Source organism: Paraburkholderia lacunae (genome assembly GCF_003353175.1).
Lineage (GTDB): Bacteria > Pseudomonadota > Gammaproteobacteria > Burkholderiales > Burkholderiaceae > Paraburkholderia > Paraburkholderia lacunae.
In genome coordinates, this window is sequence record NZ_QHKS01000021.1 from 106001 (window position 1) to 125953 (window position 19953).

A 19953-nucleotide genomic window follows, 5' to 3' on the forward strand; every position below is an offset into this window, starting at 1 on the left:
GTATCTCCTTCGTTTAATGTTTTTGACGGCGAGCGTGTGAGCCGTCAGTTCATGGCGACGCTTGCGCCCTTGCGCGTATCGCGTCGCAGGCGGTCGATCCTGTTCCAGTCGAGCTCGATGCCAAGGCCCGGACCTTGTGGAAGATGCAAGGAAAAATTCTCGTAGCGCAGCGGCTCGGTGAGGATTTCTTCGGTCAGCAGCAACGGGCCGAACAACTCGGTACCCCATTTCAGCTCGCCGAAAGTGCTGAAGAGCTGCGCCGATGCGATCGTGCCCACCGCGCCTTCGAGCATCGTGCCGCCGTACAGGTCGATATGCGCGGCCGAGGCGATCGCCGCCACCTGCGCCGCGCCGCTCAGGCCGCCCGATTGCGCGATCTTCACGGCGAACACATCGGCGGCACGCGTGCCGGCGAGCGCGAATGCATCGGCCGGGCCGTGCAGCGCTTCGTCGGCCATGATCGGCACCTGCGCGAGATCCGTCAGACGTTTGAGACCGGCGCGATTGTCCGCGGCGATCGGCTGTTCGATCAGCGCCACGCCCGCGTCGGCAAAACGCCTCGCGGCCCAGATCGTTTCGGATTCGGTCCATGCCTGATTCACGTCGACCCGCACTTCGCCGCGGCCGTCCAGCGCATTGTTGATCGCCACGACGTGCGCGACGTCGTCGGCGACGGCGCGCGTGCCGATCTTCAGCTTGAACACACGATGCCGCTTCGCTTCGAATACGCGCTCGGCCTCGTCGATGTCGCGCTGCGTATCGCCGCTCGCGAGCGTCCAGGCGACCTCCACCGAATCGCGCACGCGGCCGCCGAACAACTCGGACAACGGCACGCCGAGGCGCCGTGCCTGGGCATCGAACAACGCGGTCTCCACCGCCGATCTGGCAAAGCGGTTGCCCTGAAACAGTCCACGCAGCTTCGCCATCGCGGCGCCTGGACGGGTAGCGTCCAGCTCTTTCAACAACGGCGCGAAGTAGGTATCGATGTTGACCTTGATGCTTTCCGGGCTCTCTTCGCCGTAAGCGAGCCCGCCGATGGTGGTGCCCTCGCCCACGCCGACCACGCCGTCGTCGCAGCGAATGCGCACCAGCACGAGCGTCTGGCAGTTCATCGTTGCGACCGAGAGCCGGTGTGGACGAATCGTCGGCACGTCGACGAGGATCGTTTCCACGCTCTCGATCTTCACGGGTGTTGCTATCATTCGTTGCCCTCCTGTGCTGCTTTCCTGAGAGCACCCATATTAGAAACAAACCCGCGAAGCAGTCCAACACCGATTCCGACTACTTCCATACCTTAGGGGTATGCATGGAACTTCGCCAACTCCGCTACTTCGTCGCCGTCGCGGAAGAAATGAACATCACGCGGGCCGCCCAGCGGCTGCATATGACGCAGCCGCCGCTCAGCCGCCAGATTCAGCAGATCGAGGAAAGCATCGGCCTGGCGCTGTTCGAACGCGGCGCACGGCCGCTGCGTCTGACCGAAGCGGGCCGCATCTTCTACGCGCAGGCAAGGCGTCTGATCGACGAAGCCGACGAACTCGCGCCGCTCACGCGGCGTCTCGCGCAACTGGCCGAGCGCATCGTGATCGGCTTCGTGTCGTCGACGCTATATGGCGCGCTGCCGGCGGTGATCCGCGCGTTTCGCGAGGCCGCGCCGCATATCGAGTTGTCGCTGATTGAAATGTTTACGCTCGAGCAATTGGGCGCGCTCAAGGGCGGCCGTATCGACGTGGGCTTCGGCCGTCTGCGTTTCGACGATGCACAGCTGGCGCGCGAGGTGCTGGTCGAAGAACGGATGATTGCCGCGCTGCCGCAAGACCATCCGCTCGCGCGGCAGAAGAAGGCGCTGACGCTCGCGGCGCTCGCGCAGGAGACGCTGATCGTTTATCCGAGCACGCCGCGGCCGAGCTATGCGGACCAGCAACTCTCGGCGATGCGCGATCACGCGCTGGAGCCGAAGGCGATTCACGAAGTGCGGGAGTTGCAGACCGCGCTCGGCCTGGTCGCCGCGCAGGTCGGTGTGTGTCTCGTGCCGGAAAGCGTGGAAGGTCTGCGCGCGCATGGCGTGGTGTACCGGCCGATTCCGGGCGCCAATGTGGCGTCGCCGATCATCATGAGCCGGCGCTTGCAGGACGAATCGCCGACGACGGCGCTGCTTTGTTCGCTGGCGCGCGAACTGTTCAAACGGGCTTGAAGCGGGCTTGAAACGACCCGGAAGCGGACCCAGCGGCGGCCGTGAAGCGCAGGCCCGAAACGCTGAACTGAAACGCTGAACCGAAGCGCCCCGCCGCCCTTCTTTTCAACGCTCGTCAAAACGCCGCACGATGCCTGCCATCAGATTGCGCAGCCACACGTTGCCCTCGTCCTGATCGAAGTGTTCGTGCCAGTGCATCGTGACCGCGGCAATCGGCAAGGTGACCGGCAACTCGTAAATCTGGAAACCGCCGCCGCGATTGAAGATCTGGGCGAGGCGCCGCGGCAGCGTCGCGAACAGGTCGGTCACGGCCAGCACACTCGGCAAGGCCACGAAATGCGGCAATTCCAGCGCGATGTGGCGGCCCACGCCTTGCGAGCGAAACGCATCGTCGAGCGCATGATGGCTGTGCTCGACCGAGCTGATCTGCACATGCGACGCGGCCAGAAACGCCTTCAGGCTCAGTTCTTTCGAGCGCGGCAAGCCAGGGCGCTTGCGCGTCATGCACACGTAAGTCTCCTCGAACAACGGCTGATGACGCGTGCGCGCGGTCAGCGTCGGCAGATTGCCGATCGCGAAATCGAGCCGGCTGGCGCGCAGCGCGTCTTCGATTTCTTCGACCGGCAACGGCGCGATGCGCAATCTCACGCGCGGCGCCTGCTGGTGCAATGCCTCGCAGATCGGCGGCAGATACGCCAGTTCACCCGCGTCGGACAACGATAGCCGGAAGGTGCGCGTGCTCACCGCCGGGTCGAAATGCTCCGCGTAACGCAGCGCTTCACGCACCGTATCCAGCGCCCGCGCGACGATGCCCGACAGCTCGAGCGCGATCGGCGTGGGCTGCATGCCGGCGCGGGTGCGAATGAAGAGCGGATCGTCGAACAAGGTCCGCAAACGCCCGAGCGAGTAACTGATTGCCGGCTGCGACAGTGCGAGCCGTTCGCCGGCGCGCGTCAGGCTGCGCTCCTCGACAATCGCCTGGAAAACGCGCAGCAGATTGAGGTCGACGTGGTCCAGCGAATTCATCGAGATATCCATCGGATTGATTTGATATTTCATTTTAGATCAATTTGACGCATATCAAGCGGTGGGTGAGACTTGGCTCCATCGACCACCCCACCTGCACAGCCATGAGCGAATCCTCATATCAGACCGTCGATGCCAGCGCGTTGTACCAGCGCGCGCAGTCCGATCGCGTCGCCCCTTCGCTGTACCACGACCCGGCGGTTTTCGAAGCCGAACTCGAGCGCATTTTCTACAAGACCTGGATCTGGGTCGCGCATGAGAGCGAGCTGCCCAATCCGGGCGACTTCCGCACCACCACGATCGGCCGCCAGCCGGTGATCGTGGTGCGCGACAGGAGCGGCGCCGTGAACGTGCTGCAAAACCGCTGCCGCCATCGCGGCGCGACGGTGTGCGAACAGCACAAGGGCAACGCCAAAGGCTTCACCTGTCCGTATCACAGCTGGACCTACGGGCTCGACGGCGCATTGCGCGCACTGCCCTACGGCGACGGCTACGAAGGCGTGATCGACAAGACCGAACTGCCGCTCGCGAGTCTGCGCGTGGGCATCTATCAAGGCCTGATTTTCGCGAGTTTCAATCAGGAGATCGAGCCGCTCGAAGACTTTCTCGGCGGCGCCAAACCGTGGATCGATCTGTTCATGAAGCAAGGCGCGGGCTATCCGATCAAGGCCAACGGCGAACACCGCTTCCGCTTCAACGGCAACTGGAAGATCCAGCTCGAAAACACCACCGACCTGTATCACTTCCCGGTCGTCCACAAGTCGTGGATGAAATCGATCGACGACGAAACCGCTGCGGCGATCACGAGCTTCATGACGAGCGACGACGCGTTCTGCCGCTCCCTCGGCAACGGCCATAGTCTCGCGGTGCTGGTGCCCGAACTCGTCGATCTCGACAAGGACGACGGCGCGCCGGTACCCGAACGCTTCGAAGCGCTGGCCGCCTCGCTCGCGAAAGATCACGCGCCCGACGAAGTGCGCCGCATCGTGCGTTCACTGATGGGTGTCGGCTTCAATCTGAATCTGTTTCCGAACCTCGCGTTGTCGATGGCGTTTTTCCGCGTGCTGCGGCCCATTTCGGCAAACGAAACCGAAATCCGTCACGTGGCGCTCGCCATGGACGGCGGCCCCGAAGAAGCCAACCGCGTACGCCTGCGGATTCACGAGCACTTCCAGGGTCCGTTCGGTTTCGGCAGCCCCGATGACGCCGAAGCATGGGAACGCGTGCAGCGCGGCTCGCACGCCGGCCCCGAGCTGCCGATTCTCGTGAACCGCGGCCTGAATCGCGAGAGCACAGCGCCGAACGGCGAGAAGACCGCCCATGCCACCGACGAAACCGGCATGCGCGAAGCGTACGCGCAATGGCGCACGATGATGGAGCACGCATGATGGACAACAGGAACACGCTTTTCTCGCAGCAAACCTTCGCCGGCGCGGTCGAACTGATCTGGCGCGAAGCCGAACTGCTGGACCGCAAGGACTATCGCGAATGGCTTTCGCTATGGGACCCGGCGGGCTTTTACGTCGTGCCGATCGATCCGCAGGCCAGCGACTTCGCCGCCACGCTGAACTACGCGTACGACGATCAGGACATGCGCGAAAAACGCGTGCAACGGATGACGTCCGGCTACTCGGCGTCGGCCAGCGACGCCGCCCGCACCGTGCGCACTGTTGCGCGCTTCACGCTGACCGGCGACGCGAACGACGAAGTCGAAGTCAACTCGGCGCAGATCGTCGTCGCCTACAAGCGCGGCACGTCGACGCTGTTCGCGGCGGACCTCACGCATCGCATCAGCTTCGCGAGCGGCGAGCCGCGCATCGTGCAGAAGGTGATCCGCCTGATCGATTCGACCGAGACGCTCAGCGCAATCGGTTTCCTGCTGTGAACCTCTGTGAACCGCGATCACGCGAACGGACCGACACGATGCACGATTGAACCGCCTTCGACCCGCCCTCCGGCAGGGATGCACGCCTGAAGATTTCTTTAGATCACCCCGGCGCGCTACCTAAAAGTGCGTCCCGCGCCCCAATTGAAGCGTTCTTTTTGCATTTCTAGACTGGCATCAGCCTGCACGATTCATCAGCCATTCGAATCGTGCCCTCGTGTTCCAGTCGCCAACGAATCAGGGAGAACTTCCGCCATGTCCGATAACGCCACCGCCGTCGCCGCCGAAAACCAGAGCGCGTCGAGCACCACGCGCCTGCCGCTCGACCATGTGATCGCCGACATTGCCGCGCGCCGCGACGAATTCGACCGCTTGTCGCATGTGCCGCGCGATGTGATCGCGAGGCTCAAGCGCGCGGGCGTGTATCGCGCGGCCACGCCACGGCTTTTCGGCGGCGATGCGCTCGCGCCCACCGCTTTTCTCGACATGATCGAACGCATCGCCACGGCGGACGGCTCCGCGGCGTGGGTCGCGAGCTTCGGTTCGGCGAACGTCTATCTCGCCGCGCTGCCGCTCGCAACCCAGGCGCAGATTTACGCCGACGGTCCCGATCAGGTGTTCGCCGGCGGTCTCTTTCCGGTGCAACCGGCGCAGCCTGCGGAAGGCGGCTGGCGCGTGAACGGCACGTGGAAATTCGCGAGCGGCTGCAAGGGTGCGGATTGGCTCGGCGTCGGAATTGGCGTGGGCACAGGCAACGGCACCGGCAACGGCGGCATGCCGAGCAAGCCGCGCACGGCCGTGTTCCGGCCGCATCAGATCGAGATCGTCGAGAACTGGGACGTGGTCGGCATGCAAGGCACCGGCAGTCACGATCTGCGCGTCACCGATCAATTCGTCGCCGACGACTGGACTTTCGTGCGCGGCGGCGAGGCGAACGTCGACGAACCGCTGTATCGCTATCCGACCATCGCCTACGCGGCGCAAGTGCTGGCAGTGGTGAACCTCGGCCTCGCCCGCGCCGCGCTCGACGTCGCCAATCAGATGGCCGGCGGCCGCAAGACGACCACCGGCGCGCCGCAACTCGCGGAGCGCGCGTACTACCGGATCGAGCTGGCGAAAGCCGAAGCGCAACTGCGCTCGGCCCGCGCCTTTTTCTACGACACGACCGACGAGGTCTGGCAATCGATTCTCGCGGGCCGCCCGGCCACGCCGGAGCAGGTCAGCCTGCTGCGCCTCGCCGCGACGCAGATCGCCCGCGAAGGCGCCGACGTCGTGCAGCGCGCCTATCGCCTCGGCGGCACGATGGCGATCTATCGCACGCATCCGTTGCAGCGCCTGTTGCGCGACTCGATGGTGGTCACCCAGCACGCGTTTCTCGGCGAAGGCAATTTCGACGGCGCCGGTGCGGTGTTCGTCGGCGTGCCGCCGATTCCGGGCTACCTGTAGGCCACTTTCCGCATTCCCAGCTCATACCCGTTTCAAGGAGAACCCCACTCATGTCCGATCAACAGGCACTGCCGCTGCGCGTGCTGTTCTGCTGCGGCGTCACGCAGAATTTCTTCGACTTGCCGCGCGAGAAAATCGGCGAAGTCTGGCAGGCTTACAGCAAGATGCTGAACGCGGTCGAATCGATGGAAGGCGTCAAGGTGCTCGGCATCATGGACGACGACCGCCTCACCGTCGGCAACGCCGACAATTCGCCGTGGACGTTCTACATCATGGCCGACGTCGCCGACTTCGACACCGCCGTCGCGGTCTGCAATCTCTATCGCACGACGCCGGTCGGCGAGTACAACCTGTGGCGCTACGGCAAGATCGAAGCGCGCGTGGGCCGCGCGCTGACGGTGCCGCCGCAGCACGCCAATCCGGCGTGAGCGTCACGCGATGAACGATACCGCCGCCACGCTCGCCGGGCTGACCGAACGTCTCGCCGCGCTCGAAGCCGAATCCGCGGTGCGCCGCACGATGGCGCGCTACATGGCGCTATGCGACGTGCCATCCGGCGCGCTCGACGGCGAAACGCTCGCCGGTCTGTTCGCCACGGACGCGATCTGGGAAGGCATCGGCCCGCACTACGCACACAAGTTCGGCCGCCTGACAGGCCACGCGCAGATTCTCGCGATGCTCACGCGCTACTTGCCGCCGTCGCCGCATTTCTCGGTGAATGTCCACTTCCTCGCTTCGGAAACGATCGAAGTGAACGGCACGAGCGCCAAGGGCCGCTGGATCATGCTGCAAGCGTCCGGCTACGTGGATGCGCCAGCGGAGCTGATCGCGGCGCGCCTCGAAGTGGACTTCGCGCCCGCCGCCGATGGCCGCGACTGGCTCATCTCCCACTTTCGCACCGAGCGTCTTTTCGATGCGCCGTGGCAAGTGAATCCAAGGAAAGCACACCCATGAACGAGTTTATCCAGACCTTGTCGTTAGGCGGCAGCGGGCCGAGCATCGCGATCAAGGACTCGATCGACATTGCCGGCTACGCGACCACCGCCGCCAGCCGCGCGCTCGCCGATACGCCGCCCGCGCAGCAGCACGCGGAAGTGGTCGAACGATTGCTCGCGGCCGGCTGGCATATCGCCGGCAAAGCGAACATGCATGAATTGGCGTTCGGCATGACAGGTATCAACGATTACACCGGCACGCCGCTCAACCCGCAAGACGCCACCCGTATTCCAGGCGGTTCGTCGAGCGGTTCGGCGGCTGCCGTCGGTCTGAAGCTCGCCGACGCCGCGCTCGGCACCGACACAGGCGGTTCGATTCGCGGCCCCGCCGCGTGTTGCGGCGTGATCGGTCTGAAGCCGACGTACGGCCGCGTGTCGCGCCGCGGCGTCGCGCCACGTGAATCTTCGCTCGATTGCGTCGGACCGTTCGCGCGCGAGATGCAAATGATGGTCGCCGCGATGGAGGCCATCACGGCAGATTTCGACGCGCGTGCCGCGCAGGCTTTGCAAGGCACGTGCAACGTCGGCGTCGTGCAGGTCGATGCCATGTCCGAGATCAACCGCGCCCTGGCACGTGCCGCGGATCTGGCAGGGTTCGCTTCGCGCTCCATCGAGCTCGACCACCTCGGCGCCGCGTTCGACGCGGGACTCTCGGTCATCAACGCGGAAACCTCGCGCGCGTTCGGTCATCTGGTGGAGACCGGCAAGCTCGGCGCCGATCTCGACGCGCGGCTGCGCGCTGCGGCCAGGACAAGCGCCGCGCAACTCGATGTAGCCGAGCAAATACGTCGGTATTTCACCGCGGCGGTCGACCACGCGCTAGCCGGCGTGGATGTGCTGATCCTGCCCACGCTGCCCGCGCTGCCGATCACGCTCGACGAAGCACGCGGCGGCACGTCGGTGATCGCGATGTCGTCGCTGATCCGACCGTTCAATCTCAGCGGCCATCCGGCTTTGAGCCTGCCGTTGCCGATCCGCGGCTCGCCGCTCAAGGCAGGCTTGCAGATCGTGGGACGCAAAGGCGCGGATGAGCAGGTATGCGCGATCGCGGCACGCTTTGAAGCCGCCCTCGCCGCTTGAACAAGCTATAAACCCGCTGGAAAAGCGGCCGTTTTCTCACGGAGTCGAAGCCATGCAGAACAGAGTCGTGCTCGTCACCGGCGCCGCGCGCGGTCTGGGCGCCGCCATCGCCAAGCGCTTTCATGCGGCCGGTTACGCGGTCGCGATCGGCGACATCGCATTCGATGCAGCACAAGCCCTCGCCCGCGACCTGAGCGCCGACGGCTCCAACGCCTTCGCGCTGCCGCTCGACGTCACCTCGAAAGCCGCGTTCGCCGACTCGCGCGATGCAATCCTGCAACGCTGGGGCCGCATCGACGCACTGATCAACAACGCGGGCGCATCGAAAGTCGTGCCGGTGATGGAGATCACGGCAGAGCAGTTCGATCAGGTCATCAACATCAATCTGCGCAGCGTGCTGTTCGGCTGCCAGGTATTCGGTCAGCATTTCGCCGACACCGGCGCGGGCCGCATCGTCAATATCGCCTCGCTCGCGGGTCAGAACGGCGGCTCGGCCACCGGCGCTCATTATGCGGCGGCCAAAGGCGGCGTGCTCACGCTGACCAAGGTGTTCGCGCGCGACCTCGGCGCGGCGGGCGTGACCGTCAACGCGATTTCGCCGGGACCGATGGATCTGCCGATCGTGCATGAGAGTGTCGCGGTCGACAAACTGAAGGCGGTGATCGCGAATATTCCAGCGGGGCGTCTGGGCTCCGCGGATTATGTCGCCGATGTCGCGGTCATGCTCGCCGCCGAGAATGCGTACTTTGCGAATGGTGCGTGCTGGGACGTGAACGGCGGCCTGTTCATGCGCTGAACGCCGGAACGCCAGAACGCCTGCCAGGCGCCCCTGCGTGCCCGGCTCAGCGGACCGGGCCGCTCGCGCCCGCCGACGTATCGTGGTCCCACACCGCCATCACCTCGCGCACCAGCATCGCAATCGATGCCGCGCCGAGCTTGTCCTTGATGCTCGCGCGGTGCACGTCGACGGTCTTCACGCTGATCGATAGCTCGGTGGCGATGCGCTTGCTGCCCTTGCCGTCGATGACGCCACGCAGCACTTCCTTTTCGCGCGCCGTCAGCGACTCGATACGCTTGCGCAACTCGCGCTGCTTCTGATCGGCGGCATGACGTTGCGCGGCGAGCTTCAACGCACGCTGCACACGATCGAGCATCTGCTGCGAGTTGTACGGCTTCTCGACGAAATCGATCGCGCCGTTCTGCAACGCGCGCACCGACATCGGAATATCGCCGTGACCACTGACGAAAATGATCGGCAGCGTCGCCTGCTGGCGGTTCAACTCGGCTTGCACGTCGAAACCGCTTTGCTCCGGCATGCGCACGTCGAGCACCAGACAGGCCGGTGCGTTGGGATCGAACGCAGCAAGAAACTCGCTGGCGTTGGCGAATCCCGCCGATTTCACACCGACCGATTCCAGCAGCCATGCAAGCGACGTACGCATGCCGCAGTCGTCGTCGACGATATAGACGATCGGTGTGAGGGCTGCGGCAGGCGAAGACGGTTGACGCATGAGCGGATCGAGGTGGTTCAGGTGTGGGCCATTCAGAGCGTATCGACGCGGCGAATCATTGAAGCGAATCCATTGAATCCAGTGAATCCATTGAAGCGAATTGCCGCTTCATGATAACCAGTCGAAAAAGGCCTGAATAGCGATAGTTACCCTGTAGCGCCGATTGTTCAGCGTTGATGTGCCGGCCTTGCGGCGTGCTTCAGGCCCGCATTGGGGAAAGCTTTAGAGACGTTGGGAAAGACGCCCGCCGGCACGGCGTTCGCGCGGATTTTTTTTCGTGTGCGGATTGATTACGCTTGAATCCAGCTCCTCACTTCGGCCCCAGGAAAACACCCATGACATCGACCCTCCACCCCAACCCGGACGCCGCTGCAAAGCTGCAGTTTCGTCAGGCCATGGCGCATCTGTCCGCGGCCGTCAATGTCATCACGACAGCCGGCCCGCACGGGCGCTGCGGCGTCACCGCGAGCGCGGTGTGTTCCGTGACCGATACGCCGCCGACGCTGCTGGTCTGCCTGAACCGTTCCAGCGCCATGCACGCGACCTTCGAAGGCAACCGCCACCTCTGCATCAACGTGCTGCCCGGCGAACACGAACTGCTCGCGCGCCACTTCGCGGGTCAGACCCAGGTGCCGATGGAAGAGCGCTTCGGCTGGCCGATCTGGGACGAAGGCACGCACGGCGTGCCCGTGTTGCGCGACGCGTTAGCCAGCCTGCAAGGCGAGATCGTCGAAATGAAGGAGGTCGGCTCGCACTCGGTGATGTTCGTCAAGACCACGTCCATTTGCGTGCGCGCCGACGGCGACGGTCTGATCTATTTCGACCGCAATTTCCACCGCATCAAGCGCGCGGCTTCGTTCTGAGCGCATCGATCGCGCAGGCAAAATAATCACCTCATAGTGTGATCAAAAATTGTGCCGAACGCCGACGATCACGGCGAGTTGCTTATCCGTATTGGAATTGACGATATTCGGAATCTGCGCGAGATTCTCCGTCTGCCCCGTCGAAGGAATGATCCCAAGTCCCGCCCCTGACGACTTCTGTCCAATCCCCACCGCATAGACTGCCGTGCGCTTGGACAAACTATAGACCGCACCGAGATTGACCTGATGCACACGCGTCGAAGCACTGCCGCCCGGCCTGGCATCATTGAAGATATAAGCAAGACCAAGCTGCAGATCCGGCGCAAGCATATAGGTCGTGTTCACCTCCGCGATATCGAACGAAATATCCGCGCCGGCAGGTCTCGCAGCGCTAGCGAAATACTGGCTCTGCGACAGCCGCGTATGCGTATAGCTCAACGCGACATTCGCCTTGCCGAACGCATACGCGCCCCCTGCTCCAAAAATCCTGATCTTGCTGGCATTCTGCAGCAGGCAATACGACGCATCGGCATTCGTGCAGCTGAAGTCGCCGATATACCCAGCCGTGCCGCCCAGCGCAGCCTGCAACGGCTGGTTCAACTCCAGGTAGCCGGCGCTTAGCGACAACGGCCCTTGCGCGTAATTCGCCGCCAGCGCCCAGCCCCTGTTCTGCGAGAAATGGCCCGCCACCCCGCCGAGACTGAACAACCCGCCAATGGTCAAGCCACCGAAACTCGGACTCAGGTACTTGATCGAATTGTTGAAGTTGAACGCTTCGTTGAGATTGTCGACATCGCCGAAATGCGAGCCGTACAACGTCGCCCAATTGTTGCTCGACGCATAGGCACCCATGTAATCGGAGAACGGATCGTATTGGCGGCCGAACGTCAGTGCGCCATACGTGCCGTTGTTCAACCCGACCCACGCGTTGCGGTTGAACAGCGTATTCGATTGCAGCATCGTGCCGCTGCCGGTCAGAAAGCTGTTTTCCAACGTGAAGTTGACGGTGGTGCCGCCGCCGATATCCTCGCTCCCGGTCAAGCCCCAGCGCGACGGCACCAGGTTGCCGCCCGCCAGCTGATAGTTCGCGTGGCCGTTGGTGCTGCCGTCCGCGAGCGTCGTCTGCTGGTTGGTCGTATAGACGACGCCGGCGTCGATCGTGCCGAAGAGCGTCACCGAAGATTGCGCATGCGCGCCCATCGCGAGGCCGCACGCGGCCAGCGCAAGCGCCGAGCGCTTGACGAATGTGTCAGTCATATCTTTACCGGGAAGTGAGGTTGTTTAACGAAGACGAACCAGGAGAGCGTGCGAAAGCGCCCCGCTGCCGCTCGACGACGAGCGGCAGCCATTGCTGCGTGACCCTATGGTGAGAACGCTGGAAAGGGTGGCGGCGCAGGTAATGGCGAAGGCGCGCTCTTGCCGCTGCGCGCGCCGTCAGGTTACTGGCCGAAGCGCGCGTAGATATCCGGCCGCTTCTTGCGCAGAACGAGACCGATGGCGACGCCGATCAGCGCCACCGCGAATACGATCCACGGAAACGATTTGACGATCGGACTATCGGAACCGCTGAGCGCATCGAGGTTGCGCACCAGAATCACGCCGATATACAGCAGGCCGATCCCGCCGGCCAGCGGCGCGATAAACGAGTGCCATACGCGTGTGTCTTTGCGGGTCTTGCGGAAAAACGCGATCACCGAAAAACTCGTCACCGCTTGCAGCATCACAATGCCGATCGTGCCGAGCGCCGAACTCCAGCTGAACACGATGTTGAACGCATCGCTGCCTGCGGCGATAAAGAGCCCCAGGATCACGCACACCGACAGCGTTTGCAGATAGCTCGCGACATACGGCGAACGGTACGTGGCGTGCACACGGTTGAGCACCTGAGGCAGGATGCCTTCGAGACTCAGCGCATGGATATAGCGCACCAGCGTGTTATGGAACGACAACAGACTCGCGAAAATACTGCTGAGCAGCAGGAAGCTCATCACGGTCGTCACCGCACCGCCCAGGTACTTGTCGGACTGGATGAACCAGAAGTCGCCCGGCTGTTTGGTCGCCACCGCGACCACATCGGCGAGGCCGTAGGCGCAGACGATCGTCCACGTGACGAAGGCGAAGAACACGAGGATCAGCATCACCGACACATAAGTCGCGCGCGGCACCGTCACTTTCGGATCGCGGCACTCCTTGCCGTAAATCGCGGTCGCCTCGAAACCGATAAACGAGGCGAAGGCGAACATCACCGCAATGCCGAGGTGGCCGCTGAACACATGTTGCGGCGAAAACGGCGCCAGCGTGAGCCCGTTCGAGCCGCCGCCGTGCACGACGATCGCCAGCGCCAGCAGCAACAGAATGCCCAGTTCGAGACACATCAGAATACCGAGCAGGCGGCTGTTCAGGTCGATCCCGCGGATGCCGGTGAATTGCACCACCGCCACGCAGATCAGCGAATAGCCGTACCACGGCAGCGAACTATGCAACAACGGCGAGAGGATGACGGTGCAGAAGAATCCGAACAGACCATACAGCGCGATCTGGATGAACGTGTACGACATCAAGGCGACCAGCGCGCCGGCCATGCCCAAAGGCCGTCCGAGCCCCGCGGCGATGTACGCGTAGAATGCGCCGGCGCGCACCACGTGCCGGCTCATCGACGCGAAACCTACGCTGAAAATCAGCAGCACGAGGCCCGCGATCACAAACGCGCCCGGAATGCCCGCGCCGTTGCCCAGACTGATGGCGGGCGGCACCGCGCCGAGCATGCCCGTCAGGGGCGCCGCCGCGGAAATCACGAGAAACACGATCTGCCATAAGCCCAGCGTATTGCCCTTCAATTCCACGGGATTCTCCGCGTCCGCCAGACCGGTTGGAGAGTAGGGTTCATTCATCGCTGCCTCTGTTGTGTTGGCTAGTCCGGAACTCGCCTGAACCCTTGAACCGCTGGTTGAGGCGCTCGCTTTACCGACGTTCGATAGTTCGGTGTGAGCGCATGGTAGGTAGCTAAAAAATAAACGCACTTCGCCAACCGCGCCAAATTCTCGATAATCCGCGCCAATGCCGGCGATAGTCGCAGGGGCCGCGGTTCGCAGTGAATGCTTAGGAACGGGAAGCTTTTTTGCACGTGCAGCCGCAGGTTACAGCGGGCTTTCAGGGCGATAGCGCAGGCCGTGTCGCGCCGTCTATCGTTTTTTCCAGTTGCGTGTGGCGCGCCACAACACCGTCGCATCCGCATAACCCACCGCTCGCGCAATCGCGGCGTTGGTGAGTCCTTCGCGCTCGAGCAGGCCCTCGACACTGCGCTGCCGCTCTTCGCGCACGATCTGCCGAACCGATGTCCCCTCCTGCGCGAGATGCCGTTGCAACGAGCGATGCGAAAGACCGAGATCTTTCGCGATGTCGGCGACGATCAGCTTTTCATGCGCGAGCCGCCGCGTCACCAGATCGCGCACCTGTTCAACGATGCTGTGCGGCACCGCATCGCGCGAGATCAGATCGGTGGCATGACGCTCCATCATGCGCGCCATCTGCGTATCGGCGCTTTTGAGCGACGCGTCGAGATCCTGCGGACGCAGAATCACGCCATTGAAAGGCTGCTGAAAGCGCACCGGCACGCGGAAATTGCGTGCATACGGTTTGAGATCCGCAGGTGCGGCGTGTTCGAAATGCACTTCGACCGGATTCCACGCGGCGCCGCGCACGAGCCGGATCATGTGGCACATCGTCGACAGGCTGTATTCGGCGTCCTGGCGGCGCGGCCAGATGTGCGGATTGGCGATCTGATAAGTCCAGATCGGCCATGCGTCGTCGCGCAGCAGCTCACACGTCGTCGCGCTTTGCCACGACTCCAGTGCCGCCGAAAACTTGCGCATTGCCGCATTCAAGGTCGGCGACGATAAAAACACCAGACCCGCCGGCCCCAGCTCGGTCACTTGCAATTCACTGCCCAGCCGCAAGCCGAGCGACGGCTCGCCAAGCACTTGCGCCGCGCGTTCAAAAGCCTCCACATAGCGCGTGAGCGGCAGAATCTCATACGGATTGGACAGCAGCCGCCGGCTCATGCCGAACTCCGCGAGCAGCGCATCGCAATCGGCGCCCGATGCATCGAGCGCGCGCACGACCGGTCCCATCACCGCGGCGCGAATCATCGGGAAAGCGCCGTTGAGCGTGACTTTTTTCATCCTGAGTGTCTCCTCTTTCGTCTTGCCGGTGTCTTCCCTGCTGGCGCACTTTATCGTTCATTTGGCGCGATGAGCAAGCGCGAAAATATTATTGGGTTCCTACGATTTGCCATCGACTCAGCGTTGGCCGCTCGCCATCAATCCGCGCGATCACGCTGTCCGGTCCAGCCCACTTCTCACGGGAATCCTATGCATACGAATGCCGCAAAAGCCGCTCACGCCCCCGTTCATCCGCTCGATCCGCTGAGTCCGGACGAAATGCAGCTTGCCTGCGACCTCGTGAAAACCGCCGAAAAACTCGACCCGCATGCGCGTTTTCCGGTCGTCGAATTACGCGAGCCGCCGAAGGCCGAGGTGCTCGCATTCAAAGCAGGCGAATACTTTTCGCGCACGGCCTTTGTGCTGGCCATCGATCGCACGAACGGCGCGACCGTCGAATTTCTCGTCGACCTCGGAGAAAAGAAAGTCGCCTCGCGCCACGTGCTGCCTCTCGATCAGGCGCCCTACGGCCAGCCGCCGGTGATGATCGACGACTTCATGAACGCCGAGCAGATCGTCAAGAGCGACGACGCGTGGCGCGTCGCGGTGATGAAGCGCGGTCTGACGGAGAAAGATCTCGAGCGCGTGCAGGTCGATCCGTTTTCCGCCGGGTGCTTCGACCGCGAGAACGAAAACGGGCGGCGTCTCGTGCGTTGTGTGAGCTATTACCGCGAGAGCGTGACCGATAACGGCTACGCGCATCCGATCGAGGGCGTGGTCGCGGTGGTCGATCTGCTCGAAAAGAAAGTGATCGAACTGGTGGACGACGGCCGCATCATTCCGATTCCGCGCGCGAAGCACAACTACGACACCCCGAGCCTCGGCGAGCCGCGCGGCACGCTCAAACCGCTGTCGATCAGCCAGCCTGAAGGCCCGAGCTTCAAGATCGACGGCTGGCACGTGAGCTGGCAGAACTGGACCTTCCGCGTCGGCTTCACGCCGCGCGAGGGGCTGGTGTTGCATCAGCTCTCGTGGGACGACGGCAGGAGCGCGCGGCCCATCGTCTACCGCGCGAGCGTCACCGAGATGTGCGTGCCCTACTCCGATCCGAGCACGAACCACTACTGGAAAAGCGCCTTCGACGCGGGCGAATACGGCCTGGGCAAACTGGCGAATCAACTCGAACTCGGCTGCGACTGCCTCGGCACGATTCGCTATTTCGACATTCCGGCCGCCGACGATTTCGGCAATGCGTTTGTGATGAAGAACGCGGTGTGCATGCATGAAGAAGACTACGGCACGCTGTGGAAACACTACGAATTCCGCACCGGCGTATTCGAAATGCGCCGCTCGCGACGCCTCGTGATTTCGTTCTTCGCCACGGTCGGCAACTACGATTACGGTTTTTACTGGTACCTGTACCAGGACGGCACGATCCAGCTCGAATGCAAGCTGACCGGCATCGTGCAAACGTCGGCCGTCGCCGACGGCGACACGTATCCGTGGGGCGGCATGATCACCGGGAATCTCGGCGGCCCGACCCACCAGCATTTCTTCAATGCGCGGCTGCATATGATGATCGACGGCGAGCGCAACTCCGTGACCGAACATGAATTCGTGCCGCGTCCCATGGGCGAAACCAATCCGTACGGCAACGTGTTCGACACGACAAAGCGCGTGTTCAGGACCGAAGGCGAAGCTGCGCGCCTCGCGAGCGGCAGCACCGGGCGTTACTGGAAGGTGATCAACCCGAACGTGAGGAACGCGGTGGGCGCGAACCCGGGCTACAAGCTGATCGTGAACGACTCGCCGCTGATGCTTGCCGACCCGGGTTCGAAAGTACGCCAACGCGGCGGCTTTGCGACGCGTCACGTGTGGGTCACGCCGTTCGATCCCGCCGAGCGCTATGCGAGCGGCGATTACCCTAACCAGCATTCCGGCGGCGACGGCTTGCCGCGTTATATCGAAGCGAACCGCAACATCGAGAACGAAGATCTGGTGTTGTGGCACAGCTTCGGCCACACGCACGTGTGCAAGCCCGAGGATTTTCCGGTGATGCCGGTCGAGTATGCGGGCTTCATGCTCAAGCCGAACAACTTCTTTTCCGCCAATCCGACCATGGACTTGCCGGCCGAACGCGACCGGAACAGCGTCGAAGACGGCAAGCCCGCGGATCATGGCTGCTGCACGCACTGATCCGGCGACGCGCGGCGCACGGCATGCCGCGCCCTGGGTGGCGGGCTCGGCTTGTGCGCTCCTCGCAAGCGGTGCCGCCGCGCTGGTGATGCGTGCCGGTTTCAGCCAGCACGCGAACGCACTGTGGATGAGCGCGCTGACTCTGGCAACGATGATGATCGCACCGACGTTGATGGCGCGATCGTCCGACCGGCGCCGTTGGTTGCCGATTGCCGCGACGTTGATGGTGACGATGAGCGCCATGAGCCTCGTGCCGCCGTATCTGAGCGGAGCGGAGCATGGTGGCGCAATCGCCGCGCTGATGACGGCGACGGGTGGCGCGCTACTGGTTGACTGGCGGCGGGTGCTTGGGTCGGCGAACGAGTCACTGAGCGAATCGCCGGACGACCCGAGACAAACCGCTGACGATTCGTCGACGGTGCTTCACACGACGGGCGCGGCGGCGTTGCTCGCATTCCTTGCCGGCGTGTCGAGCGGCAGTCTGGCGCGTTTTCAGTTGTACGCGATTTGCGGTGTGACCGGTGCCCAACCGATCTGGCAGGGCGCGCTCTTGCTGACGGCCGTATGCGTGCTGGCGTTCGCCGCCGAGCGCTCAGGCCAGCACAGACTGCTGATCGCCTTGTACGTGATACGCGCCGCGCTAGTTGGATGGCTAACCGCCGCGGATACGCCCACGCTGGCCCCGCTTGCGGCGCAGGTTTTTCTGGTTCTCGACTGCCTGACGATCCCGGCGCTAATGAATTTGGGGAGCAAGCCGAGCCGCGCATTCAGCGCAAGCTGCCCAGGCGCGGCGCACCACATCGGCATGGTGTCGGGCGCAGCACTCTCGACGACGCCCTATTTTTTCGGCGACGGATTCATGGTGTTTTACGCGCTGAGCGCGGCCGCGAACCTGCTATGCGCGGCGGCACTGACAAGGAATCGGCGCAGCGAAACAGCGATCCGTCAGCGCTTGAAGCAGAAGCACTGCCGCAGGCACACAGAAGGAAAAACCCAAGGCAATTTGACCAGCGCAACGCCTGATCAACTTCGATGGAGACAAGCACCATGAATGACCCAATCAAACCCTCAGCCCTTCACACCCATATGTTTATCGACGGCGAACCGACATCGGGCGCCGCAGGCAAGACCTTCCCCATCTTCAACCCGGCCACGGCAGAAGAAATCGCGCACATTCCAGACGCAACGGAAGCGGACATCGACCACGCGGTCAGAACCGCAAAACGGGCTTTCGAATCCGACACCTGGCGCAGAATGCCGCCCTCAACCCGCGAGCATTTGCTGCTCAAGCTGGCAGACCTCGTCGAGAAACACACGGAAGAACTCGCCGCGCTGGAAACCCTGAACCAGGGCAAGCTCCTCGCCTTCTCACAGATGCTGGAAGTATCGGGCAGCGTGCAATGGCTGCGTTACATGGCCGGCTGGGCCACCAAAATCGAGGGCACGACGCTTGACCTCTCGATCGCCTTCCCGCCGGGCACCCGCTACAACGCCTCGACGAGGCGCGTGCCGGCAGGCGTAGTCGCCGCTATCGTCCCGTGGAATTTCCCACTGCTGATGGCGGTCTGGAAAATCGCGCCGGTGCTCGCCTGCGGTTGCACCGTCGTGCTGAAACCCGCCGAAGAAACGCCTTTGACGGCGATCCGCCTTGCCGAACTGGCGCATGAAGCAGGCTTCCCGCCTGGTGTATTCAATGTCGTCACAGGACGCGGCGAAACAGCCGGCGCGACGCTGGTCAAGCACCGTTTGGTCAACAAGGTGACCTTCACAGGCTCGACAGAAGTGGGCCGCATGATTGGCCGCCAATGTGCCGACGATCTGAAACGCGCATCGCTCGAATTGGGCGGCAAAAGCCCGGTGATCGTGCTGGACGATTGCGATCCTCGCAAAGCCATTGAAGGTGCCGCGGGGGCGATTTTCTTCAACCACGGACAGGTTTGCACGGCCGGTTCGCGCCTGTATGTCGCGCGATCGATCTATGACGAAGTGGTGCAAGGCATCGCCGCCGTGGCCGACGGCATGGCTCTCGGCCCGGGATTCGATGCCACCACGCAGATGGGGCCGATGGTTTCTTCACGGCATCGCGACAAGGTCGTGCGCATGATTGCGCAAGGAAAACTCGAAGGCGGTGAGGTTTTGTCCCGCGATGCGGCTGTCGATGGCGCGGGTTTCTTCGTGCGGCCTACTGTGATTGCCAATGGGTTGCGCAAACCGCTATCTGTCGTTAAAGAAGAGGTTTTTGGGCCTGTGCTGGTGGCTATGCCTTATGACGATCTCGATGAGGTGCTGGCCGAGGCGAATGATTCCGAGTATGGGCTCGGGGCTAGCGTCTGGACCAATCAGCTCGACAAGGCCCTGCGGTTGGCCGATGGGATCGAGGCCGGCACGGTTTGGGTCAATACCCACAATATGGTTGATCCGGCCATGCCGTTTGGCGGGTTCAAGGCGTCTGGGATCGGACGCGAACATGGCAAGGCTATTGTCGATTCTTATACTGAGAGCAAGTCTGTTTGTATTGCTTATTGATCGGGGTTTTGACTTCTGACGGCGGTGCTCGTCGCAACGATCTGCCCTACCGTGAGATGTCCAGCCGTACG

At 63.1% G+C, this 19953-nt stretch carries 18 protein-coding genes; 12 read left to right on the forward strand and 6 right to left on the reverse strand.

Translation table 11 applies throughout. The annotated features are described in order from the left end of the window. Positions 1-44 precede the first annotated feature (44 nt). A complete protein-coding gene (locus DLM46_RS27510) occupies positions 45-1202 on the reverse strand; it encodes a muconate/chloromuconate family cycloisomerase (protein ID WP_115105590.1) in 1158 nt (385 codons plus the stop codon). Positions 1203-1306: 104 nt separating this feature from the next. Here DLM46_RS27510 and DLM46_RS27515 point away from each other — a divergent pair, with 104 nt between their 5' ends. Continuing rightward, a complete protein-coding gene (locus DLM46_RS27515) occupies positions 1307-2194 on the forward strand; it encodes a LysR family transcriptional regulator (RefSeq protein ID WP_115105591.1) in 888 nt (295 codons plus the stop codon). Between the two features lie 105 nt (positions 2195-2299). On the opposite strand, the gene DLM46_RS27520 is transcribed toward DLM46_RS27515, so the two are convergent. After that, positions 2300-3220, reverse strand: a complete 921-nt coding sequence (locus tag DLM46_RS27520) for a LysR family transcriptional regulator (protein WP_115105624.1) — start codon at positions 3218-3220, stop codon at positions 2300-2302. 104 nt (positions 3221-3324) lie between these two features. Between DLM46_RS27520 and DLM46_RS27525 the strand changes: the two genes are divergently transcribed. The 7 genes from DLM46_RS27525 to DLM46_RS27555 all read left to right on the forward strand — a co-directional run bounded on the left by DLM46_RS27525 (position 3325) and on the right by DLM46_RS27555 (position 9422). Beyond that, complete coding sequence (locus tag DLM46_RS27525; protein WP_115105592.1) at positions 3325-4608, forward strand: aromatic ring-hydroxylating oxygenase subunit alpha; 1284 nt, start codon at positions 3325-3327, stop codon at positions 4606-4608. Beyond that, positions 4605-5105, forward strand: a complete 501-nt coding sequence (locus tag DLM46_RS27530; RefSeq protein ID WP_115105593.1) for an aromatic-ring-hydroxylating dioxygenase subunit beta — start codon at positions 4605-4607, stop codon at positions 5103-5105. The genes DLM46_RS27525 and DLM46_RS27530 overlap by 4 nt, the downstream gene beginning before the upstream one ends. Positions 5106-5360: 255 nt before the next feature. Continuing rightward, the gene (locus DLM46_RS27535; protein ID WP_115105594.1) at positions 5361-6551 is read left to right on the forward strand and encodes an acyl-CoA dehydrogenase family protein; all 1191 of its coding nucleotides are present in this window, start codon (positions 5361-5363) and stop codon (positions 6549-6551) included. Positions 6552-6601: 50 nt separating this feature from the next. Next, positions 6602-6979 carry a hypothetical protein gene (locus DLM46_RS27540; protein WP_115105595.1) on the forward strand — a complete coding sequence of 126 codons (378 nt, stop codon included), beginning with the start codon at positions 6602-6604 and terminating at the stop codon, positions 6977-6979. 10 nt (positions 6980-6989) lie between these two features. Beyond that, positions 6990-7505 carry a nuclear transport factor 2 family protein gene (locus tag DLM46_RS27545; RefSeq protein ID WP_115105596.1) on the forward strand — a complete coding sequence of 172 codons (516 nt, stop codon included), beginning with the start codon at positions 6990-6992 and terminating at the stop codon, positions 7503-7505. Then, the gene (locus DLM46_RS27550) at positions 7502-8626 is read left to right on the forward strand and encodes an amidase (RefSeq protein ID WP_115105597.1); all 1125 of its coding nucleotides are present in this window, start codon (positions 7502-7504) and stop codon (positions 8624-8626) included. The genes DLM46_RS27545 and DLM46_RS27550 overlap by 4 nt, the downstream gene beginning before the upstream one ends. 52 nt (positions 8627-8678) lie before the next feature. Continuing rightward, positions 8679-9422, forward strand: a complete 744-nt coding sequence (locus tag DLM46_RS27555) for an SDR family NAD(P)-dependent oxidoreductase (RefSeq protein WP_115105598.1) — start codon at positions 8679-8681, stop codon at positions 9420-9422. A 46-nt stretch (positions 9423-9468) separates the two neighbouring features. Here DLM46_RS27555 and DLM46_RS27560 read toward each other — a convergent pair whose 3' ends face one another. Continuing rightward, the gene (locus DLM46_RS27560) at positions 9469-10137 is read right to left on the reverse strand and encodes a response regulator transcription factor (RefSeq protein ID WP_115105599.1); all 669 of its coding nucleotides are present in this window, start codon (positions 10135-10137) and stop codon (positions 9469-9471) included. 335 nt (positions 10138-10472) lie between these two features. Here DLM46_RS27560 and hpaC point away from each other — a divergent pair, with 335 nt between their 5' ends. After that, on the forward strand, positions 10473-11000 hold the full coding sequence (gene hpaC, locus DLM46_RS27565) for a 4-hydroxyphenylacetate 3-monooxygenase, reductase component (protein ID WP_115105600.1): 528 nt from the start codon (positions 10473-10475) through the stop codon (positions 10998-11000). Between the two features lie 42 nt (positions 11001-11042). Here the strand turns inward: hpaC and DLM46_RS27570 are convergent, their stop codons facing one another. The 3 genes from DLM46_RS27570 to DLM46_RS27580 form a co-directional block, all read right to left on the reverse strand. Then, positions 11043-12257, reverse strand: a complete 1215-nt coding sequence (locus tag DLM46_RS27570; protein ID WP_115105601.1) for a porin — start codon at positions 12255-12257, stop codon at positions 11043-11045. Positions 12258-12439: 182 nt separating this feature from the next. Then, positions 12440-13891 (reverse strand): APC family permease, encoded by a 1452-nt coding sequence (locus DLM46_RS27575; protein WP_208866340.1) that lies wholly within the window; start codon positions 13889-13891, stop codon positions 12440-12442. A 291-nt stretch (positions 13892-14182) separates the two neighbouring features. Next, a complete protein-coding gene (locus tag DLM46_RS27580; protein ID WP_115105602.1) occupies positions 14183-15181 on the reverse strand; it encodes an AraC family transcriptional regulator in 999 nt (332 codons plus the stop codon). A 189-nt stretch (positions 15182-15370) separates the two neighbouring features. On the opposite strand from DLM46_RS27580, the gene DLM46_RS27585 reads away from it, so the two are divergent. Genes DLM46_RS27585 through styD form a run of 3 tightly spaced genes read left to right on the forward strand, consistent with a single transcriptional unit; the run spans position 15371 to position 19882 of the window. Then, positions 15371-17356 (forward strand): primary-amine oxidase, encoded by a 1986-nt coding sequence (locus DLM46_RS27585; protein ID WP_115105603.1) that lies wholly within the window; start codon positions 15371-15373, stop codon positions 17354-17356. Then, positions 17337-18407, forward strand: coding sequence for a hypothetical protein (locus DLM46_RS27590; RefSeq protein WP_115105604.1), 1071 nt, complete (start codon positions 17337-17339; stop codon positions 18405-18407). The genes DLM46_RS27585 and DLM46_RS27590 overlap by 20 nt, the downstream gene beginning before the upstream one ends. Then, positions 18404-19882 (forward strand): phenylacetaldehyde dehydrogenase StyD, encoded by a 1479-nt coding sequence (gene styD / locus DLM46_RS27595; protein ID WP_115105605.1) that lies wholly within the window; start codon positions 18404-18406, stop codon positions 19880-19882. Before DLM46_RS27590 ends, styD begins: the two co-directional genes overlap by 4 nt. Positions 19883-19953: the final 71 nt, after the last annotated feature.